At 42.1% G+C, this 17570-nt stretch carries 15 protein-coding genes; 2 read left to right on the forward strand and 13 right to left on the reverse strand.

The genetic code is table 11. The features are described from left to right. Positions 1-26 precede the first annotated feature (26 nt). From LAQ65_RS16335 to LAQ65_RS16375, 9 genes are all read right to left on the reverse strand, one after another. On the reverse strand, positions 27-2216 hold the full coding sequence (locus LAQ65_RS16335; protein WP_224118067.1) for a TonB-dependent receptor: 2190 nt from the start codon (positions 2214-2216) through the stop codon (positions 27-29). A gap of 57 nt (positions 2217-2273) precedes the next feature. Continuing rightward, a complete protein-coding gene (locus LAQ65_RS16340; RefSeq protein WP_224118068.1) occupies positions 2274-3521 on the reverse strand; it encodes a sensor histidine kinase in 1248 nt (415 codons plus the stop codon). Next, positions 3518-4207, reverse strand: coding sequence for a response regulator transcription factor (locus LAQ65_RS16345; RefSeq protein WP_224118069.1), 690 nt, complete (start codon positions 4205-4207; stop codon positions 3518-3520). Before LAQ65_RS16345 ends, LAQ65_RS16340 begins: the two co-directional genes overlap by 4 nt. Positions 4208-4325: 118 nt before the next feature. Further along, the gene (locus LAQ65_RS16350; RefSeq protein WP_224118070.1) at positions 4326-5291 is read right to left on the reverse strand and encodes a hypothetical protein; all 966 of its coding nucleotides are present in this window, start codon (positions 5289-5291) and stop codon (positions 4326-4328) included. Positions 5292-5431: 140 nt separating this feature from the next. Then, positions 5432-6400, reverse strand: coding sequence for a 3-keto-disaccharide hydrolase (locus tag LAQ65_RS16355; protein WP_224118071.1), 969 nt, complete (start codon positions 6398-6400; stop codon positions 5432-5434). A gap of 48 nt (positions 6401-6448) precedes the next feature. Then, entirely contained in the window at positions 6449-7165 is a 717-nt protein-coding gene (locus LAQ65_RS16360; protein ID WP_224118072.1) for a c-type cytochrome, read from the reverse strand. Between the two features lie 14 nt (positions 7166-7179). Further along, a complete protein-coding gene (locus LAQ65_RS16365; RefSeq protein ID WP_224118073.1) occupies positions 7180-8616 on the reverse strand; it encodes a flavin monoamine oxidase family protein in 1437 nt (478 codons plus the stop codon). Then, entirely contained in the window at positions 8606-9643 is a 1038-nt protein-coding gene (locus LAQ65_RS16370; protein WP_224118074.1) for an amidohydrolase family protein, read from the reverse strand. The genes LAQ65_RS16365 and LAQ65_RS16370 overlap by 11 nt, the downstream gene beginning before the upstream one ends. A gap of 264 nt (positions 9644-9907) precedes the next feature. Beyond that, positions 9908-10186: a GNAT family N-acetyltransferase gene (locus LAQ65_RS16375; RefSeq protein ID WP_224118075.1), complete on the reverse strand. Its 279-nt coding sequence runs from the start codon at positions 10184-10186 to the stop codon at positions 9908-9910. A gap of 168 nt (positions 10187-10354) precedes the next feature. Here LAQ65_RS16375 and LAQ65_RS16380 point away from each other — a divergent pair, with 168 nt between their 5' ends. Next, complete coding sequence (locus LAQ65_RS16380; protein WP_224118076.1) at positions 10355-10609, forward strand: hypothetical protein; 255 nt, start codon at positions 10355-10357, stop codon at positions 10607-10609. 147 nt (positions 10610-10756) lie between these two features. Next, positions 10757-11326: a hypothetical protein gene (locus tag LAQ65_RS16385; protein ID WP_224118077.1), complete on the forward strand. Its 570-nt coding sequence runs from the start codon at positions 10757-10759 to the stop codon at positions 11324-11326. A gap of 100 nt (positions 11327-11426) precedes the next feature. On the opposite strand, the gene LAQ65_RS16390 is transcribed toward LAQ65_RS16385, so the two are convergent. Genes LAQ65_RS16390 through LAQ65_RS16405 form a run of 4 tightly spaced genes read right to left on the reverse strand, consistent with a single transcriptional unit; the run spans position 11427 to position 17550 of the window. Further along, a complete protein-coding gene (locus LAQ65_RS16390) occupies positions 11427-13052 on the reverse strand; it encodes a hypothetical protein (RefSeq protein ID WP_224118078.1) in 1626 nt (541 codons plus the stop codon). A gap of 15 nt (positions 13053-13067) precedes the next feature. After that, positions 13068-14189 (reverse strand): DUF4249 domain-containing protein, encoded by a 1122-nt coding sequence (locus tag LAQ65_RS16395; protein WP_224118079.1) that lies wholly within the window; start codon positions 14187-14189, stop codon positions 13068-13070. Continuing rightward, positions 14189-16900 (reverse strand): TonB-dependent receptor, encoded by a 2712-nt coding sequence (locus tag LAQ65_RS16400; protein ID WP_224118080.1) that lies wholly within the window; start codon positions 16898-16900, stop codon positions 14189-14191. The genes LAQ65_RS16395 and LAQ65_RS16400 overlap by 1 nt, the downstream gene beginning before the upstream one ends. Then, positions 16894-17550 (reverse strand): hypothetical protein, encoded by a 657-nt coding sequence (locus LAQ65_RS16405; RefSeq protein ID WP_224118081.1) that lies wholly within the window; start codon positions 17548-17550, stop codon positions 16894-16896. Before LAQ65_RS16405 ends, LAQ65_RS16400 begins: the two co-directional genes overlap by 7 nt. Positions 17551-17570: the final 20 nt, after the last annotated feature.

Below are 17570 nucleotides of genomic sequence, written 5' to 3' on the forward strand. Positions count from 1 at the left end.
TCTGTGTTCATTCTGTAGTGTGTTTATTAATTACGGGCAAATGGCTGAAAGCGCAGGCAAAGGTTTACAGCCCTGCCATCGATAGGACCCCATAAAGTTTTAAAGTAAGGATCTGTAACTGGACCGGTATACAATGATTCATGACGGCTTTGGCGTTCATCCAGGAGGTTCTCACAATTAAGTACCAGGCTCCATTTCGGCCCGAATTTCTTTTCTGCCATCATAGCCATAAAAAGGTATTCCGGTGTTTTAGAATAATCCTCACGATGTTGGTAACCGTTGTAAGAGGCTTCCAGTCCGACCCTCCAATTACCAGCCACATCATAAACCAAGGTTGCTGCAGCCCGATTCTTAGGTGTATATAGAACAAATTGGTTTTCAGGCAGGTATTGCCTTATAGCCTGGGTGTAGGTATACCCTACATAAAACTCCCAGTTAGCCACGTGCATTTGTACATATGTGTCGAAGCCTTTTGTCAGCAAAGGCTTTGCTTCGTTGTTAAAATACACCATTCCGGCCTGGTCTTCTGTTCCAATCACCGGGTCTTTTATTTGGGTAATGAAGAAAGCCTGGTTGATCAGTATACTTCCATCTGTGCCTATTTCGGTTTTATAATTTACTTCCAGGTTTCCGGAATAGGAACGTTCTGCTTTTACGCCTGCTGCTATGGGTTGCAACTGGTAAATGGTATAATCCCTTGTTTGTGGGGTAAGTGGATTAGGCGTAATATAGCCCATGCCATAGCCTGCCCTTGCGCCCCAATGTTTATTTATCTGCTGGAATAGGGCAATCCTTGGCAATAAAAAATTGCCATACTGGTTGTGGTGGTCCAAACGCAAACCTGTTTCTAATTTAGTTCCGGAAAATAAACGCCAGGTGTCCTGCAAAAATGCGCCTAAGACATTATTAGAAAAGGATCCTACAGGAACGGGGGTTTCTTCAGCCGGTGCAAATTCATCACCCGTGGTATTTATCCCTGCAACGATATTGTGCTTCCGGGTACGTTTAAATATTGACAACTCTGCATAATAATTTTTCTGCCTGCCATTGAACAGGTAGGTATTGGTTGACTCTTCACGTTTGAAATTACTAAAGCTACCCTTCACCGTTAGTACAAATGAATTATCAAGGCGGCTTTCTGACAACAGGGTAATAATATTCCTGTTCAGGTTATTTTTTTCAAAATAAGGGTGGCTGGCATCTGCTTTCCCTGATAAGGCAAGCATATCACCACCAAGTCGCTTTTCAAAACTGCCCGACCAACCCAGGGAAATAAAGCTTCGGTCCGACGGATAGAAAAAAACAGTGGGGTGAATGACCGTACTATTGGTATTTGGCACGTCACTGAAGCCATCCTTATTTACATCAACTTCTTTTTGGAAGGTTTGCCCGCCAAAGAAAGTAAAACCCACCTTTTTCCACCGCTGGGCATAATAGGCATTAATATTGGTTTCCTTTAAGGATGTTTGATTAACAAGGAAAGAAGCTTCGGGTGCAGATGTTGGCTTCCTGGAAATCATATTGACAAGTCCGCCGATTGCGCCACCACCATATAAAGTGGATGAGGACCCTTTGATCAATTCCACCTGTTTCAAATCCAATGGCGGAATGGACAGGATGCCAAATCCGCCGGAATAGCCGCCATATAAGGGCATACCATCCCGTAATATTTGCGTGTACCGGCCGTCCAGTCCCTGGATCCGGACGTTAGCATTACCGGTTGTTGCGGAAGACTGTTGTATTTGTACACCGCTTACATCGCCTAATATACTGGCTATATTACCTGGCTTCAGCGTACTCTCCTCATTCATGTCTTCCTGGCCTAAAACCTCAACCTTTGTGGTGGCGTTTTCTATGCGGTCGTTTCCACGGGTTGATGCTACTACAACTACATCATTTAGGGTCCGGGCATCAGTTTCCAACAAAATGGAATGCACAATAGTGTCCGGCAGTTGAAAGACCTGCTCCAAAGGTTTATACCCGACATAACTGACTACAATAGTATCATATCCTCCCGGCAAATTTTTAAGCGTGGCAAAGCCTTTTCCATCTGTGCTGGTAACCTTCTGGTCATCCCCTTTAAGGCTTATTGTAACACCACTCAGAAGCTCTTTATTTGTCTTATCCTGCACAATTATTCTAATGGTATGTTGTGCATTGGCAACAAATACCGTCAAAGTCATTATTACTGTAATAAGGAAAAATCGAATGCGCATAAAATAAAATAATTACTGCAAACCTATAGACCAATTCTGAAGCAATGCTGAACCAGATTAGAAAGTAACTGTAAACCAGTGTACTTGATTATTATATTGGTACTTAATGGAAAATCCGGAAACCTGGCAAATTTGATAGGCAATGGATAAGCCCAGGCCATGCTGGTCTGAGGACTGTCCGCCTTTATAAAAACGATCAAATAATTTATTCTCGTCCAACTTATCCTGCTGTGCTGAATTTGACAGGCTGAATTGATTATCATCGAGTGCCACCCTGATTTCTCCACCAATATTTGTATGCCGTATTGCATTGCTGAATAAATTATTAAGCAGCGCATCAGCCAGTTCAGCATTCATGCGAACTATAACCGGTTTCAGGCTGACTGTTAATTTGAACTGCTTATCATGCAATAATTCAGAAAACTCTTCAAGTTTAGCCTCAACTAACTGATCAAACCTTATTTCAGCCAAATCAGCGAATTGCCTGTTTTCAATTTTACTCAAAAGCAAAAGGGAATGATTCAATCTTGCCATTTTCCGAACCGCGTCATATGCGCTTTGCACAATCTGGCTTTGCCTTTCTGAAAGTGCTTCATCCTGAATTAACACATCCAGTTTAGAACGAATTACAGCCAATGGTGTTTGCAATTCATGGGAAGCATTATCAGTAAATTCTCTAAGGCGCTGGTAATCGGATTCCGCATGACTCAAAGATTGCTCGAGGGTGCTATTGAGTGTGTCGAATTCTTCTATGGAAGTTGGGGTAAATACCGGACGGCTGGATTGACCCAGCCTGAATTGCTGCATTGCGGAAAGGCTATCGTAGAATGGCTTCCACAGCGAACGCAGGACAAGCCTGTTAATGAGTAAACTGGCAACCAATATTGCGAGGATAGTTGACACGGAAATCAGGATAACAGACCGTATTATTTCGTCTGTTCCTTCGAGTGATTTAGCAACCTTTACTTCATACCATTGTCCCCCTACAGGCAATGAAAATATGAGTTGCCGCATATCTTCCCTTTGACTACCTGAAGAGTTAATTGTCTGGAATGCTTTTCTTTGTGAACCAATTTTACCGGCAGGCACAAATTCTATCACCTGGTCTTTTACAGCAATTGGTTCAGGTAACCTGCCAAACTTTTGGGAATACCCTTCAATTTCCCGTTGTTCGATCCGGAGGTCATCATCCACCTGGCCGATCAATACAAACCTGAGTAAGAAATAAAAAGCCGTACTGGCCAGTAAAAAAATGGCAACGGTTGATGCGATATTAATTCTGTTATAACGACTAAATAGTTTCATTTTGGCTGGTTAGCAGCACTAAATTTATAGCCCATGCCATACACCGATTTAATATAATCGGCAGAACCGGCTTGTATAAGTTTCTTGCGGAGGTTTTTTATATGGGTATAAATAAAATCATAGTTATCAGCCAGGTCCATATTATCTCCCCATAAATGTTCCGCAATTGCGCCCTTACTGATTACCCTGTTCTTATTACTTATAAAATACAATAAGAGGTCATATTCCTTCCGTGTGAGGTCAACTATTTTATTATCGACTTTTACCAGCTTTTCATTGAGATCCAATTGAATTTCATCAAACCTTACAAGGCTCCTGCCATCAAAGGATTTTCGCCTGATAATTGCATCAACCCTGGCAGCCAGTTCCGGTAAATGGAAAGGCTTGGTCAGGTAATCATCTGCCCCTGTTTTGAGTCCTAGTATTTTGTCGTCCAGGGAGTTTTTTGCTGAAATAATTAATACGCCATCGGCCTTGTTATTTGATTTCAATTCTTTAAGGATGTCTAATCCGCTGCCTCCGGGAAGTGAAATATCAAGGATAATGCAGGCATAATCATAAAGGCTTATCTTCTCAATGGCCGAATGGAAATCAAAAACTGTTTCGCAAATAAAATGTTCATTATTCAGGTATGCTGAAATGCTTTCAGAAAGTTGTTGTTCATCTTCTATTACCAGAATTTTCATGATTTCCGCAAAACAGGTTCATTTAATTAGCGAAAATTACAGGTAATTCTGGTGAAATTCTGAAGTATTGCATTCCAGTGAATCCTCACTGTAGGCCTCACCGGGTTTTGGGAAACTATCAATAAACAAGCTGCATTGTTATTAAGGGCGTCCCCCCCAAGGTTTCAGCAACGTTCATTTTTGTAAGCAGGCTACGGGTGTTATGCTCCTGGCTTAAAAAATAATATTGCTTGTTAGAGCCCGATCCAGGGAAAATAATTACTTCCTGTGATTTTGATATGTCATAAGGATCAGAAAGTGAATAAGTAAAAACAAGGGTTTTGTATACAAATGGGTAGAATTCATTGATGTCATCCAGGAAAAAATCTTTCCCCAGCAATTCCATTTTTAATGAGTCGTATTTGAGAGCCCCAGTAGAAGAGGTATAAGTAAGGGATACAGTATAATTGTCACCGGTATTTGAACTTTGGGATGACTTGACATTTAAACTGCCATTCGCGTTATAAGTGTAGTTCCGGATGGTTTCCCCATTGTAAAATTCAGCCCTTGTGATCCTGTTTAAATTGTTATAGGTATACAGCGAAATCTCATTTCCCGGAACCGGAGATGCCAGGTGTTTATCAATGTGTATCCTTAAACTATCCGGAAATGTTTCATAAGTAAAGAAGGCGGTGTCTTTTGTGTTATTCAGGTTATCTGTATGTGAAATCCAAACAATCTTGTTGTCGGCAGACCTGTTAATTTCATATTCAATTGCTTCAGGTTGGCCAGGGGAAATATGATTGCTGATGAGGTATCCGCTGGTATTGTATTTAAATTCCTGGGTCAGTTTATCATACGGATTACTATTGGTAAGGTCATCGAGGTAAATTCCAATAGTATAATTGTTCGTATCGTATTTGATGGAATAGTTTTTTGTAGGTGTTAAGGGGTCTGCAATAGGATCAGTTAATATTATCTGCTTAGGAAGCCTGGCAGTATTTGTGTCCACAGGAGGCACCGGACTGCTGTCTTTTTTTGAACAGGAAAAAAGGATAAAGCTTGAAAGTCCAACAGTGACCAACAGCGAAAAATATTTTTTCATACCAACATTTTTAAGGGCAGGACTAATATATGTATAACGATATCAAATTAAGCACCCATAACAAAATTAAACATTCCAATAACAAACGTTAAAGGTCCGTGTTTTACACGAACCTTTAAACAAATAAAACTTCTTACGGCTTATTTTGCCGGGGTGATAATAATATTCCTGTATTCAATCGGACCGTGATCGCCCTGGATCATAATCGGACCGGGCTCGCCTTCCTTACTGTTTAATGCGCCACCGGTAATTCCGGGTATAGGCCGGTTACAGATAATTGTTTTACCATTTGCTACCACAGTAACCAACCTGCCTACCAGCGTAATATCATAAGATTGCCACTCACCTGCCGCTTTTGCCACTTGTTCTGTGGGTTCTATGAAACCGTAAATAGCACCGAAATAATCCTTTAATGGTTCCTCGCCTTTATTATCTGCAACCTGTACTTCGTAACGGCCGCGCAGGTAAACGCCACTATTGCTTTCCTTGGGATAGCGGAATTCAATATGCAGCTTAAAATCATTAAATGTCTGGTCAGATATAAGATTGGAACCGGTCCTGGCACTTGTCAGAACACCATTAACCGCCTGCCATTGGTTTTCGCCTGAAGCATGCCAGCCGTTGGTGTTTTTGCCATTAAATAAGGTGATCGGCTTACCCCAAACCGGTGATTTATCACGCCAGAGTGAAGGCGCCCTAACCCCTACCCAGGTGGCAGTTGTTCCATCAGATCCAAGAATCGTACCGCTCAGCTTGCCATCCACCAGAGTGCCTTCCAGGGTCATATCCTTATCGCTCCTATCCCACTGTGGTGGTATGGAAAAACTGATTTTCCCGTTCTCAAAATTGACACGGGATATTGGCCGTGCACTCCCACCTTCTGCTACAAAATATCCTACAAGGGTCTTTAAACCAGAGTGCCTGACTTCCAACCAGGATGGCAGTTCCTTGCCGTTTTTTGTTACGGTTAAGTCCCAACGCCCTTCAATTGAGGGATCCCCAAACAGGTGATTGGGATAATTGCCGGCTTTAGCAACAGAAAGAACAAACAAAAACACCAATGGCAGCAATAATTTTCTGGAAATTTCAGGCAAACGTTGACCTCGCATTTTCTTAAGTTTTTAAGCGTAATAAAAAATCAATTTACTTAAAATAATCTAATGTGCTAATGGGATAACCACTACCTGCTTACCTTCCTTCCTGTCCAGGCCATTCAGCCCGTGGTCCCTATAGCTGGGAATAAGCACATAAACCGCTTTAGGTTGTTTTACATTACCGGAATGGGTTTTAAATGAGCCCTCAAGTCCGGGTAAAAGGTCGAAATCTTCATCTGCGCCATATTGCAGGACCCATTCTGCAATAGCCACCGCATCTTCCTTTTTTATATCAGGATGCGAAGGCATAGGTTGTGAAGCGCCCCAGGTGCCTTTTGAGCCATTGATGATGCTGGCAGAAAGTTTTTCGGCAACATCCTTCCCGGCGCCGTATTTTTTAGCAACCGATTCAAATGACGGCCCTATAAGTTTTTGTTTTACACTGTGACAATTGAAACAGATATCCTGCTTCATAATGGCTAGTATGGCATCGGCTCTTTTTTGCTTTTCCAGGTATTTGGATACCATTGCGGAATCTGGCAGGAATTTCAATTTGAGGAATACTTCATTGGATACGATTTCTTCATAAGCAGAAGAACCATCTTCCTTATCTTCAACACGAATCGTATATTTTATGGTTGCATCCTGCTGAAGCGGATTATTTCCCGATGGCTGTTTTAAGGAAACAGAAGGGATTGAATTCGATTGCTCATTGATTACAAAGCCCATTATTATAATCACCCCGGAAATTAATGCAGCAAAAAGAAATGCTTTTTTCATAGGTAAGCAATATTTTAAGCCATGTCTATTTCATTAGCCGCACGGTAAGCCGAGCGGGTTGAGGCTTCCATTCCCCAATTCAGGTTATCAGCATAAGCCCCGGCAAAATGTATTCTTCCATGCGGCTTAATTATTTCAGGCCAGAACTTATGTAACTCCCCAAGGGGAAAATTTACCCGTTCACAGGTTGAAGAAAAAGCCTCCTTAGTCCAGTCGCGACTTACTGCCTGTTCAATAGTATCCTTGGATCCCGGATACAATTCCCGGAACACGGCCAATGCCCTTTGTACGGAGATGCCTCCGGATCCTGTTCCAAGAATTATAACCCGATGGGTGTCTACCTCGTCTGCTGATTGCCAAACGGCCCAAAGGTCAGGATGATCAAACTCCATATTGATGCTCAGGTTATCTTTTTCCCAGAATTTTGAACTCGCCTGGAAAACAAAACGCTGGTAAGAATCATACTGAATATTATCAATTACAAATTGCTTTTCGGGTGGGAATGCTGGTGTAACCGGAATTTTCCTGAATGCAGGCAATGGGATGCAATTGACTAGGTAGTCGGCAGTGATTACCTGTTCTTCACCAAATCTTTTATACTTCACTGTTACCCCACTTGCACCATGCTCAATGGACTGGATGGGGCAATTTAGCCAAACCCTTGGCCCGAGCTTTTTAGCAAAAGCATTTGGCAACATCTGGTTACCTCCCTTAAGCCGGAAAACGTCAACAGGAAACTGTGGAACGCCCCTTATATTAAGTATTGCAGAACGCCAGAATTCAAATAAAGCGGAAGTATTGGAAGCACTTAAAATCTCAAGGGCCCTGGCAGATGCCCCATCCCTTTTATAAATATCGTCAATCGGCACTTTGTCCAATTCATCGTAACCAGCATTAAAAGGATTGTACTCATCAGTAAATTTGGACAGGTATGGTTTTACATATAATGAGTTCAGGTCCCAGTAAGGATTCTTTGAAAGAAATGCAATTTCCTTTTCGTTAAAACCGAGAGTCTTCAGCACTACTTTATCGCGCAGCATTTCTTCGGTATAAAACTTACCGTCAATTCGCCTTAAAATATTTTTACGCCGCGGATAAGGAAGCGCTTCCACTCCCAACTCATTTAAATAGGACCAATACCGCTCATACCCAGGCTTTGTAATGTGCTCCGCACCGAAATCACCGTAAAGACCATCAGATAACCCATCGTGCACGGTGAATACATGACCGCCATGCCTGCCTGTTGCTTCAAGAACGGTTACATCATGCCCCCGCTTCATTAATTCATAGGCTGTGCATAATCCGGCAATGCCTGCGCCGGCCACAATTACCTTTTTTACTTTCCTGGGACTATTGCCAGGGAAAGACAGCATATCATTAGGGAGCAAACCCGCTCCAAGTCCGGTTATTGCCGTGTTTTTAATAAACGCACGGCGACTGTTATTTTGCATACATCAATATTTTTTTTCCGTTGTCCTGGTAAATTTTGCGGAGTGTGGCAGGTGACAAACCAAGGCCGTATAAGGCCCAATGATAACTGAAAAGATCATGGTCATAAAAATGTTCATCATCGGATTCCAGAATACGGAAAGTCGTCCTGTACATCGCTTTATTCGTACCCATATCAGTGCCATAAACTATCCGGCCAGCATATTTTTCCATAAAAGCATGAACGTATTTTGGTATTGGGGCAAGCTCACCATAACGGGCTGCAATATCCGCATACAAATTCGGGTACTTATCAAACATTCCGGCTATCACGCTCAGGTCAGAACAGGTGTTAGCCAGGTGGCAGGCGATAAAGGTGGTATTTGGATTATCCCGAACAGCATTTTCCAGCGTCTTAACTAATTGATCGTGGTTCAGGATACCAGGCTTACTCATATCAACCTTCCATGTCCCCGCATTCATCAAACCATCATTTTTTTCATTTGCAGGTTCGTACATCCAGGCATCTTCGGCCACATGAATGCTGATGGGCATATGCAGTTCCCCGCATTTACGAATTAGCGCTTTCATTTTCGGATCATCAATATGCAGCCCGAAGCCGGAAGATGGCTTTGAATAAAATTCACCCAGGCCCTTGTCACCCAGTTCCCCAACGCCTCTTGCGCCTTTTTGGTAACAACGCACCAATTCTTTTACCGCTTTTTCTTCCCAACCGGGCTTGTCGCAATCCCTGAAATCGAAACCGCACCATACTTCAAACCGGTCCTTATAGGGGGAATATTTTTCTATCACAGAGTCAAATGCAGTTCCTATGGAATAGGAAAGGATGATTGATTTGGCAATACCAACTTCATCCATGGTACGCACCCAGGCATCCAGGCCAGCACGGTCAAGGGGGTAATCATGCGAATGAAAATCAGTGATGGGAAATTTTGCTTTCTGGATATTACTCACCGGCACCTTATAAATAGACACAGGCCTGAAATCCTTAAGTTTTAACTCATTAATATCCTGTGAAAATGCGGGCACAGCAATATAATTAATCAATATTAGGAGTATTGAAAAATATATTATTCTTTGCTTAATGAGCATGCGCAGGAACATCTTACCGGATTTAACATTTAAGTTACAGCAAAGGTTTCCAATAAGACGATTTTCGCATTCATTCACACAATCGATTGCATTGTGCAGGCATAAAAATACAAATGGCATAAAACAATGGCAGTGGTCTTTCTATGTGTTTCATCCATGACATATTCAACGAATATCGGGGAAGGGAAAGACAGAAAAGCTTCATTTAAGGGTATTGTATTCAGGATGCCTTTCGAGGTACTTCGCCACAAATGGGCAATAAACGATGATTTTAATTTGCTCTGTCCTGGCATATTCCAGTGCATATTTCGCCAATGCCGAGGCAATGCCTTTGCCTTCTAAAGACTCAGGCACATAGGTATGCATCAGGGCTATTTTGCCATTATGCCAACGATATTCCAGGTAAGCCATCTCACCATTTACAACCAGCTGAAATTGCTGCTGTTGCTTATTGTCGGTAATATCAAATGATTCAGCCATATACGGAAAAGGCTTTAAGTAACAGGTATTTTTTAAAAAATGTAACGCGATTCCAGAAGCTGTTATAAAATATCTGATGTTTTAACCGGTTTAGTTAAAGGTATAATTAAAGTCGGGTATCCTTGCTCCGGTATCTGTTTCTTAAGCAAAGAGTATAATAATTCCAATATGGTCGCAAATGCTGTCGCCAATTTGCACCGGCAGGTCAATAACAGGATGTCAACCATGTGCCATCCATGTGCCATCCATGTGCTATCCTGCGTAAAATGGCCATTTTTCACATGGTTGGCACATGGATGGCACATGGTCCGGACTTCTTTCAACGGCTGCGAATACATGCTTTATGCCCCCTCAAAAACCGGTACGTCCCGGATTTCTCTATATCCGGTTCCGGAAATGAGTATAGCCAGTACCAAAGGCTGAAAAACTATTGCCTGGCTAATTATTTTTGGTTGTTGTTATTGCTGAGGAGCATCACATAAGCTGAAACGGGAGTTGTGACCCGCCAGGCTTCCTTCTGCAGCAAACACAAAAAACCCAATTTTTTTAAAACCGTAAAATTTTAATCCAATGGCCAGAGTAACCCAAAATGCGCTTGTAAAAGGAGCGCGTGGAAACGTAGGTAAACAATTCGTTTACAAAAAAAGGGGGAAGAACACGCACATCGCGCTGATGCCCACCATCGACAAAACCACAGTCCCCACCGAAAACCAGGTTCGGGTACGTGACAAATTTGCTGATGCTTCGGCTTATGCTTCAGGTGCAATGGCTTCGCCCGAGTTGAAAGCAGAGTATGAAAGAAAAGCCCCGTCGGGCAAAACCGCCCATAACATGGCCTTCAGGGATGCCCTGAAAGCGCCGGTTGTAAAAGGTATCGACCCGGGAAAATATGCCGGACTTCCGGGAGCATTGATTGAGATTAATGCAAAAGATGATTTCCGTGTGGCCAGTGTCTTTGTCAGCATTCGCACGGCCACCGGCGAATTGGTGGAAGAAGGTAATGCCATCCTGAATCCCATCCACCGTAACAGGTGGGGATATACGACGGTAAGGGAAAACCCGTCGGTGGCTGGCTACAGTATCAGTGCCACAGCCAGGGATATCCCGGGCAACGAAGGGAAATTGGACATTACCCTGTAAAAAAAGAAAAATCCCCCGGAGCTAGCGCCGGGGGATTTTCTTATTTGATTTAAGATTGTAAAAAGTAATTCCTGTGGTCAAATATTGGCAGTTTAAAAGGTTATTGCACTATAAATGATGTCTCTCCATAGACAGCATTTCCATTTTTATCTTTGCCCTTTACTACAACTTTATATTCAGCCGCGGCATCTGCCGTAAAAAAAGAAATTGTCTTCCTGCCGTTTTCTGGCACCGCAATATTCAACTCCCTGTAAAGGAGATTCCTGAGATTAGGCAAATGTTCATCCGCGCCATTGCTGTGATCTGCAAAATTTGGTGAAGACGGTATCTGTACCCCATTGAATGGATAGATCACATCGCGCGGAGATAATGCAAATCCAGCCAGGTCACTCTTATACGACTTGTATTGAATTATTCCATTAAACTGAAGCTCACCCAAAAAATATTTCCGTGTTACAAGGTCGATGGATTTCAATAACAGCGGATTAAGAGATAGTAACTGTTTTGTATCCTGGAGCGGAATGCCATCCAGCAAAACCAGTCCGGATGTACTGAAATAACCTTTGGTTGGTGCATTTAAAATCTGTATCACTGGTTTCACATCCCCCTCATTCCTTACCCTTGCTTCGGGTACATATTCCAGTAAGATATCCTTCATTTCAGGGAACCTGGTATAGTCATCCAGCATATAATGGGCATCCGGCTTTCCATAAAAATCGGTAGTGTCCGCATCCTGGATAGTATACCGCTTCAATGCATCGCCATAAAACCCTTTTGCTGCTTTACTATTCAATATCCTGTCTTCTATTGCTGCGCGCATATTTTCCGTTAACTGCAAACAGGGAAAATCAATGGCGGGATGAACCTCTGATTCGTCTTCCATTTCAATCCTGCATTGTTGTTCAGACTTTTCATCAACAGAAAATACAATCCTGGATTCACCGTATACAAGCGGTAAAATGAATGTCACCTGTCCTTTGTCACCTGAAATGCCAAAGGACAATTTTGCCTGGTCCCCAATAACTGCTGCAAACACCCTGACGCCTTTCAGCGGGGCATTTCCTGCAACAGCCATTACTTTAATGTTTACCAAATGGCCTTCAGTTTCACGCTCTCCCCTGGCGCTATGAACGGATAACATTTTATACTGGTATGAAAAGCTGTCCACAAAGTCAGACAACATATCCTTTCGGCTTACATAAAGTGAAATATTTGTTCCGGTAGCCAACCCATTGAAATCAATTTTTACAGGATCACGCTTTGCATAAACTGGTTTATCGGTGGTGATTACCAACTGTGGCTTCGGCAAAATGAGGGGATTTGCAGTTGTGTTTCCCAAGCTGCAGGTAGCAGGAGGATACCTCGGATTAATGATCATTACCGGACGCATTTCTACAGAGGATGCCTGTCCTTTAACATAACTATCCAGGAAATAATAATCTGAAACCAGGTTACCGGGAACTTCAAGAAACCCGGAAAAACTGCCGTTTGTATTGAGCAATTTTACCTCTGCCCTTGCCCGACCCTTCCTGTCCAGCAATTGGACCTGGATGTATTTTGGCATTGGTGCACTACCTGATAAAAAGCCATTAATCCATATGTCTTCACCGGTTATATATACGCCCTGGTCGCTTTGCAGCTCCATAGTAACAGCTGGTTCAACCTGCGCCAAAACAGCAGTGTATAACCCCAGGAACGACAATATTGATACTAATATTCTTAACATGTTTACAATTAGTCTTTACCAGAATGATGGCTTAATATTAGTACCGCCGCGTAACCTGCAATCGACACAAATTTTACTGGCAATATTCAGACCGGTCCCGAATGTAGGGTATGAGACCGGCACATAAAATGGATCTTTTTTCATGTATTCAATTGCGTCTGGAATTTCTTTATTAATAAGCGGACAGTTATCCGTCTGATCCGGATATGGCCATAATGACATGGCAGAATTCAGGATGAAAATTCTCGCCTCTGTAATTTTTCCCACCGACACAAACCCAACCACTTCATTATTACCATTACTGACACACTTTAAATTAGTCGGCATTTTAGACGGCTGCGGGTCAAATAATGTACCTGTTAACTCGGTATTCTTTTGCAGGATACTCCAAAAATTATACGCTTCTTGTGTCAGGCCAAGTTGCCTGACTAAAATACTGTAGCGTTTAGCAAGTTTCGGGGATGGCCTTAACACTTTTGTTATCGGCTGATAGCTGATCACATCTTCAGACAATGCCTTATTATTCCCTATTAAGATGGCCTGTGAAGAGTCGGTGCTCCAGCAGTTGTGGATCTGCTCCCCGGTGGGTCGTGTCACTACCTCACCATTTACAAAATCAAGGGTGGTTTCAAACCAGGAATCATTTGCCCAGGTTTCAACGTATTCCCAACGGAAATACCTGGTGTTATTTGCAGGGTCGTGTGTATGCACATAAATATCCAGGTCATCCGGTTGTTTCCAGGTAACACTGTCAATGGGCGGTGTATTTATAACAGGCTGAAGCGCTGATTCGTATTGAATTCCGTTAGAAGTCTGGATGGTCACTTTATAGCTGGCCGCGTCATTTAAACTCAGGTTAGCCGAATATGTACCCTTTTCAACCTCATTCAGCCTGTAGCTTGCGCCATCACCGGAAACAATACTCACAATTGCTGCTGCTTCCGGGGCACTTGTTGAAGTATCCTGTAAAGTCCTGAGCCTGCTTAGCTTAAAAATATTCCCTGCATTGTCGCCAACATTAATAGTGCCTTCGACAACCAGTACGGAACTGTCTGCAAAACCTTCAGGAGGTTCGTAAGGCTTTTTGCAGGTAATGAATACCGTTATAATGCCAAATATAAACAGCAGCTTCTTCATTAAAATCTCAGGTTAAATGAAATAAATGGAATTGCTGTAGAAAATACAGATAACTGGTATCCTTTTATTTCCCCGTTCTCAAGGGCAAAGTAAACTGAATAAGGATTATCCCTTCCTGTCAGGTTATAAACTCCAAAGGTCCATGATGAATGTATTTTCTGCTTTAGTTTATGATTTCCCTCAAGTGTCATGGAAAAATCTGTACGGAAATAATCTGGGATCCTGTAAGCGTTTCGTTCGGAATAATAAACCCTTGGCGCTCCCCCCATGTCGAATGTACCAATAGGCATTGTAATGGGTCGCCCTGTACTATATGTAGAAGTCAGGGAAATACTAAATCGCTGGGTAAACCTGTAATTGCCTACCAGGCTTGCATTATGTGGTTTATCATAATTAGCCGGATAATAATCGCCTTTATTGATGGTCTCCCCTGCATTGGGATCATCCACTTTCAGGAAGGTCCTGGAATAGGTATAACTAATCCAGCCATTCAGCTTGCCGGACAGTTTTTTAAAAAGGAATTCAATACCATAGGCCTTGCCCTTTGTATTGATTACATCCCTTTCAATAGCATCATTCAGGATTAATTTTGCCCCGCTTTTATAATCAAGATTATTTTTACTCAGTTTATAATAGGCTTCTACAGATATTTCTATGCTTTTTTTACCGGGATTCGTATAAAAGCCAAGTGAAACCTGCTGTCCGATTTGTGGTTTTACATACTGGTCACTCAGCTTCCAGATATCTGTGGGCGATATTGCAGTGGTATTGGTGATCATATGTATATACTGCCGAAGGGTATTATAACTGAATTTCAGGGAGGACTTGGCGCCCAATAAATACTTTGCAGAAATCCTGAATTCCGGTCCATGGTAGGCCTGGATAGTTTCCCCTTTACCGTATTCTGCGGAATCAACAACAGTAGATTCGTTGCGGGGTTGCCCGGCAGCATATTCATATATTTTCTGTGGGCCCAGGTACCTGTAATAACTGTACCTAAGCCCAACCTGTACTGACAAATTATTTGTTAACCCGTATTGGTCCCCCAAATAAACAGATGTCTCTGTTCCTTTTTCACTTTCTACTGAAACAGGCTTTACAATAGATGCGCTGTCCAAGGGAATTATTTCGCCGGGCTTAAGGTTATATATCAAATGCTGGATACCAAAATCAATATCATGTTTATTGTTAGGCGCATATTTAAAGTCAGCCTTAACATCAAATTGTTTTACACCGAATTTTATATTGAAAGCATCCTTTGGATTGTTCCGTCCTTGCACGGTATAATCGTACTTGTTCATACCGGTTGATAAAACCGAATAGAACTTGTTCGTAAAATTATGCTTCCACTTTACACTGAAATTGAGGTTGGTATAAGCATATGTAGAATCGCTATTCAACCTGAACTTGTCACCGCTGGTATATCCCGAAAAGAAAATCCGGTCTTTATCTGAAAAAATATGTGAGAAATGCAACATAGCATCATAAAATGAAGCTTTACTATTTTCAAAAGCAGGATCAGGGATTTGTTTCAGTAACCAATCAGAATAAGTAATCCTTCCGCCTGTGAGAAAGGTTGTTTTTTCGCTGCCCAATGGACCTTCCAGGGTAAACTTACTGGTAACCGGACCAAGCCCGGCAGTACCCGTTAACTTTTTGCTGTTTCCATCCCTTGTAGAGACATCCATAATTGAAGAAATCCTGCCACCAAATTTTTCAGGTATAGCACTTTTATATAATTCCAGTCCGCGTACCAATTCAGGGTCTACAGCAGAAAAGAAACCAAAAAGATGAGTTGGATTGTACAGGGTCATATCATTCAGCAGGACCAGGTTTTGGTCTGTTGCGCCGCCCCTTACATTATAACCCGCGGTACCTTCACCAACGGAAGTAACTCCAGGTAGTGTCAGCATAGCGCGCATGAGGTCCGTTTCGCCAAAAATTGCCGGTATCTGTTTAATTGTTTTAATATTCAGCCTTTCAACACCCATCTGCATTCCCCTTACATTAGATTGTTTCTGGGCTACAATAACTGCGGATTTAAGGCTGCGGACATCTTCCTTCATTTCAATATTAACCTTGCCACTACTGAGAACATTGATTTGCCTGGAAATTTCCTTCATACCCACATAGCTCATTTTTAATACATGCCTGCCTTTGGGAACTGTGATAGAATAGAAACCAAAACCATCAGTAGAAACTGTCCTTGCACCTTCAACAGATACCGTTGTGCCAATTAAAGGTTCCCCACTTCTTGAGTCGCGCACATAGCCCGAAATAACTGCGGTTGTGCCTGCCCCACCCTTTGAGCCAACCGTATACACTATATTGTCAGCGGTAGCGGCAACAACTGTTTCAGGTAATTCATTGATAGTAGTATCAAGCCTGTTTCCAGGAAGCCTCGGTGAAAAAAAGTCTTTGGGCAAAGCAGGGGATAATGAAAATCCTTTGGTAATGAATACCCTGCTTTTATTGTCTTTATAATAAGAAAATTCTGTGCCCGCAAAAAGCCTGCTAAGTATACTATCAAGAGAGCCGGTTACATTGGCAATTTCAAGGTCAGCCGTCTGCTTCTTATCGTAGAAAATTTTAACCGAATTATTTTTTTCCAATACATTAACCAAACTATCGAAAGGGCTTCTGGCCTGCGCCAAAAGGCCATTACAGAATTGCAAGAACAAAACAAATATGAATAGCAGTCTTTTTACCATCCTTCTGATTCGGCTTTTTGCACCATTAATACGACAGCCTTTTCAGGATCCTTTTTGAAAGACAAACGGTTATCATGGTAAAACTGTTTGATTGCTTTTTTTCTATCACCCATGAGGTTAAGCAGTTCGGAGGCCTTACTGATTCTGGTACTATTCTTTCCATCGAAAAGATAAATGCTTTTGTACATCTCATACCTTTCCTGTTGTGACAAATTCAGCACAATCCTTTTTTGCCATTGAACCAGCACGGCCCTTTTCCCTTTGTAAAGCTGTTCATAAAACCCTCCCCCGGCACCCAGGACAGGCGCTTTAACGAATTTGTGCTCACCCAGACTAAATGAATCAAGTTTCTCTTTGATCAGTTGGATACGCTTTTCACCGAAAGGATATTTAAGAAGAACCACATCATCCTGGCAATCGTATTGAAGGTCTAACCCTTTGTAAAAGTTGCCATAATAGGTAAGATCACCTTTAAAAAAATCGTCACCACCAAAAAATGGAGATTCATTATTATAGGTAAGCCCTTTGGTATATTCGACCCCATTGTATAAAAGGCTGTTAGACCGGATCGTATCAGTTAAGATACTTCCCAGTGATCGGGAGAGTAAACAACAGCAAAAAATAATGGTCAGTATTCCCGATTTCCGCATGAGGTAAGTGGAATTATATA

It is taken from the genome of Flavihumibacter profundi (assembly GCF_020076305.1).
GTDB lineage: Bacteria > Bacteroidota > Bacteroidia > Chitinophagales > Chitinophagaceae > Flavihumibacter > Flavihumibacter profundi.